The 4,400-nt window shown below is 74.2% G+C and carries 4 protein-coding genes and 1 pseudogene; all 5 read left to right on the top strand.

The window, feature by feature from the left end:
* The coding region (locus ABZ260_RS47475; RefSeq protein WP_355631578.1) for an LLM class flavin-dependent oxidoreductase at positions 1–1,020 on the top strand (1,020 nt) is incomplete at its 5' end.
* Positions 1,013–1,621, top strand: coding sequence for a flavoprotein (locus tag ABZ260_RS47470; RefSeq protein ID WP_355631575.1), 609 nt, complete (start codon positions 1,013–1,015; stop codon positions 1,619–1,621). The genes ABZ260_RS47475 and ABZ260_RS47470, both read left to right, overlap by 8 nt.
* A complete protein-coding gene (locus ABZ260_RS47465; RefSeq protein WP_355631573.1) occupies positions 1,618–2,565 on the top strand; it encodes a hypothetical protein in 948 nt (315 codons plus the stop codon). Before ABZ260_RS47470 ends, ABZ260_RS47465 begins: the two co-directional genes overlap by 4 nt.
* Complete coding sequence (locus tag ABZ260_RS47460) at positions 2,562–3,836, top strand: pitrilysin family protein (RefSeq protein WP_355631570.1); 1,275 nt, start codon at positions 2,562–2,564, stop codon at positions 3,834–3,836. The genes ABZ260_RS47465 and ABZ260_RS47460 overlap by 4 nt, the downstream gene beginning before the upstream one ends.
* Positions 3,833–4,400, top strand: a pseudogene (locus ABZ260_RS47455) (hypothetical protein); the annotation flags it as partial. The gene ABZ260_RS47460 and the pseudogene ABZ260_RS47455, both read left to right, overlap by 4 nt.

The raw sequence follows: 4,400 nt of genomic DNA, 5'->3' as shown, positions 1-4,400 counted from the left end.
GCACGCGACAGCGGCCTGCGGCACCGCCAGGACTTTGGGAAACGAGGAGGGGCCATGGCGCCCGGGCTGCTGTTCCCGCTCCAGTACACGCACCCCGACACGGTCGTGCCGTTCGGAGAGCTGGTGATGAGCGGGCTGGCCGGCCGACTCTGGCTGGGACAATCCGTGCTGACCGAGACGCATCAGACGATCGCCTACCTGACGGGCCGGGGGATCAGGGTGCCGTGCGGGCTGAGCGTGACGCTGATGCCGCTGCGGCACCCGATGGAGGCGGCGGTACAGGCGCGCAGCCTGGCGGTGCTCACCGGCCGGCCGGTGGTCGCCGGATACGGCGCCGCGACCCCGGACCTGGTCCGGGCGCTGCGCGGCGCGCCGTACCACAAGCCGGCCGCGGCCGCGGCCGGGTACGCCCGGGCGGTGCGCGCCTTCCTCGACGGCGGCACCGTCGAGCACGCCTGCGAGGCGTGCGTCGCCACCACCGCGCTGCCCCCGATGCACCACCCGCCCGTCGAGGTGGGGCTGGGCGTCATCCGGCCGGGCATGGCGCGGGCGGCGGGCGCCGTCGCCGACGTGGCCATCACCTGGATGACGCCGCCCCACTACGTCCGGGACACGCTGCTTCCCGCCCTGGCCGCCGGAGCCGCGAACCGCGGCACGCCGCCCCGCGTCGCGACCGTCGTGCATGTGGCGCTGGCCGGCCCCGGCCGCGATCCCCGCAGACTCGCGCACAGCGCGGCCGCGGACCATCTGCGGGCCCCGCACTACACCGACATGCTCCGCCGGGCCGGGGTGCCCGCCGACCCGGCCGACCCGCGCGCCGGCGCCGCGGCCCTGGTCGAGGCGGGCGTCTACGTGTACGGCACACCGGAGGAGGTCGTCGAACGGCTACGCGGCTACCGCGAGGCGGGCGTCGACGAAGTCATCCTCAATCTCGCCGGCGTCGCGGGGACCGAGGGGTTCCGGGCGGCGCTCGCGGACGCCGAGTGCCTGCTCCACGCCATGGCGGACGCCGATGAGTGAGCCCGGGCGGCCTCAGGGGCCGCCACCGTTCCACGCCGAGCGCCTGCTCATCCTCGCCACCGGCTCGCTCGGCGCCGCCTTCCTGCCGTACTGGCTCAACTGGCTGCGGCGTTCCTACCGGAGCCTGGAAGTCCGGGTGGTGGTCACCAGAAGCGCGGAGCGGTTCGTCAGCCGGCAGGCGATCGCGGCCCTCATCGGCAAGGACGTGCCCGTCGACGCCTGGCCGGACGTTCCGGCGCCGGAATCACCGCACGCGGACTACGCCATCTGGCCGGACACCGTGATGGTCTACCCGGCGACCTATCACTTCCTGGGCCGGTTCGCCAACGGTCTCGCCGACACCCCCATGCTGCTGGCGCTCCAGTGCACCTCCGCGCTGATCGGGATCGCGCCGGCCCTGCCGCCGGGAGCCACCCGCTCGTACGCCTACCAGCAGCACCGTACGGCGATCGAGGGCCGGCCCAACGTCGTGGTCGTCGACCCCGTGCCGGTCCTGAGCACCCACACCCGAGGACGGGACGCCCTGGGAACCGCCCCGCTCTCCACCCTGATCGAACGACTGGCGGAACTGCGCGCCACGCGCGAGAAGGAGGACCAGTGAGCCGAGCCGTCGACTCCTACGGCACGGGCTACGTGCTGACCACGATCGCCCGGTCTGCCGAGGGGGACTACCAGTGGGCCCGGCGTCCCGGGCCGCACCGGGGCGGCGCGCTGCGCACGCCGGATCCCGCCGTCCTGGACGCCGCCCGGATGGCGGCCCGCGGGCGGGTCGGGCTCACGCTTCCGGAGCGGGCGGACGCCACCGGCATGACGTACCGGACCGGCCAGGCCCGCTCGATCGCGGCCATGCTCCTCGGTCCGAGGTCGGGCGAGAGCGACGCCGACATCGCGCGGATCACGGCGGACACCTTCGTGGAGACCGGCGCGGCCCTCGCCCGCCTGCACGCCGTCCCCCTGCCGCAGGCCGATCTACCGTCCCCCGACGGCCTGCTGCGGCTGCTCTCCTGGCTACGGGACGGGCTGGGACCCGGCGCCGCGCCCGATCTGCACCGCCACGCGACCGAGATGCTGGGCCGGGACCGGATGGCCACGGTGGCGGCGTGGTGCGTCCCGGCGACGGAGGCACCGCACGCCCTGCTGCACGGCGGCCCCAGCATGGGCATCCTCCTGCCCCTGACCCCCGACATGGACGGCGGCCTGCTGACCGGTGAGAACCTGGCCGCCGGTCCGCCGGAGTCCGACGTGGGGTGGATCATCGGCGAGCTGGTGGAGCTCAGCGCGTCGATCCGCCGATTCGGCGCGCGCCGGGACTTCGACTTCGACATGTTCATCGGCCGCGTCCTGGAGGGCTACACCGCCGCCCTGGACCTCGCCGCCGTGGGCAGGACGGCCGCGCTGCGCTTCCTGACCCACCTGCACGACTTCGCCGCCTACATGAAATGGCACGACGTCCTCGTCGAGTACCTCAAGCTCGTCGCCGACGTGATCGACGCGGCCGGCGCCGGGCAGTTGCTGCCCTCCCCCGGCGAGGTGGTCCGTTCGTGAACACCGCCGAGATCACGCGCGTGACGCTGCACAACGGGCTGCGGATCGTCATCGAGGAGGAGCACTCCGTCCCCGTGGCGGGCGTCGCGGTGCACTACGACGTCGGCTTCCGCGCGGAGGCCGAAAACGCCTCGGGCCTGGCCCACCTGTTCGAACACCTGATGTTCCAGGGAGCCGCCGGCACCGGGCCGAGCCACTTCCAGCAGGTCGAACGCGCCGGAGGGTTCTGCAACGCCTCCACCCGCCAGGACTACACCGACTTCTACACCGTGGTCCCCGCCGACGCGGTCGCGGAGGTGATCGCGCTGGAGGCCGTCCGCATGCGCGCCTCGAAGATCACCGAGCGGGCCGTCCGGGCCCAGATCTCGGTGATACGTGAAGAGGTCCTGGGCAAGATCCGCAGGCCCTACGGCGGCTTCCCCTGGCCCCGGCTCTCTCCCGTGCTGTTTCGTGCCTTCGCCAACGCTCACGACGGGTACGGCGACTACGCCGCCCTCCGGCACGTGACCGTTCGTGACTGCGAGGAGTTCTTCGACCGGCACTACGGCCCGGGCAACGCCGTGGTGACGGTCGCGGGCGATGTCGAGCCCGAGGCGGTGCTGACGGTCATCGAGCGCGCCTTCGGGGCCATCCCGCCCCGCCCCGTCCCCCCGCCCGCCCCGCATGGGGAACCGGAGCCCGCCGGGCAGGCGACGGCTGAGTACGCCGACCCGCTGGCGCCGCTGCCCGCCCTCGCCCTCGGCTACCGGGTGCCCGACCCGGCCGCCGGCCCCGCCGCACACCTCGCGCTGTCCGCCCTGGCCGGCGTGCTGGCCGGCGGCGTACGGCCCCGGCTGCGGGAACGGCTGCACCGGGAGACCGGGCAGAACGTCACCTTCTCGGCCCGCGTCGGCCTGTTCGATCTCCTCGACGCCCGTGACCCCGACATGTGGCTGCTCACCGCGATCCACCCGGCGGGGCTGTCAGCCGAACGAGTGCTGGCCGCCGTGGACGCCGAACTGGACGCGCTCGGCGCCACCGGGCCCGCGGATGAGGAACTGCGTCGCTGCCGTAACGCGTGGCTCCTGTCCCACCACCGTTCGATGGACCGGCTCGCCGACCGGGTGCGCATGCTCGGGCGCTTCGAGCTGTTGTTCGGCGACCCCGGCCTGGCCGCGCGGCTGCCCGAGTCGTACGCCGAGGTGGGCGCCGCCGACGTGGCGACGGCGGCACGCGGACTGCGCCCGGACTCCCGCGCGCTGCTGCGGGTCGTCCCCGGGGAGGGGCGATGAGCAGCGACCTCGTCGATCGCACGCTGGCGAACGGGCTGCGCGTGCTGGCGGTGCGGCACGGCGTGACCCCCCTGGCCGAAGCGCGCCTGCTCCTCCCCTCCCCCTGCCCGACCCAGGCCGTACTGGCGGAGTCCGTCCTGCTGGCGGCCTGCCTGTCGCGTGGGCAGGACGCCGAGGACCGAGTGGAACTGGACGTGGTGGCCGACGTCCATCAGATGACCGCCACCGCCTGCTGCTCACTGCACGACATGGACGCGCTGACGCGGGCGCTGACGGAGGTGGCGCGGGGCGTGCCCGCCGAGGTCGAGCCGACGCGCGGGCACCTGATCGCGCAGCTCAAGGTGGCCAGGGCGCACCCCGACTTCACGGTCCGGGCGCAGCTGGCGCGGCAGCTGTTCGGCGACCATCCGGTGGCCTTCACCATGCCGGAGGAAGACGAGCTCGCGAGGATCGCCGAGGTGCGGCGCGGGCCGTCCGGCCCGCGCGGCGCCGTCCTGGTGACGGTTCTCCTCCAGCCCGGTGAGGGTCTCGGGCAGCTCCAGGGTGCGGCCGAGCGGGGCAGAT

Source organism: Streptosporangium sp. NPDC006013 (assembly GCF_040614275.1).
Taxonomy (GTDB): Bacteria; Actinomycetota; Actinomycetes; order Streptosporangiales; family Streptosporangiaceae; genus Streptosporangium.
This window is presented reverse-complemented; position numbering and strand designations above follow the sequence as displayed.

Excerpts from the sequence above, each read along its gene's own strand:
- ABZ260_RS47470 (WP_355631575.1), top strand. The coding sequence starts at position 1,013 with ATGAGTGAGCCCGGGCGGCCTCAGGGGCCGCCACCGTTCCACGCCGAG.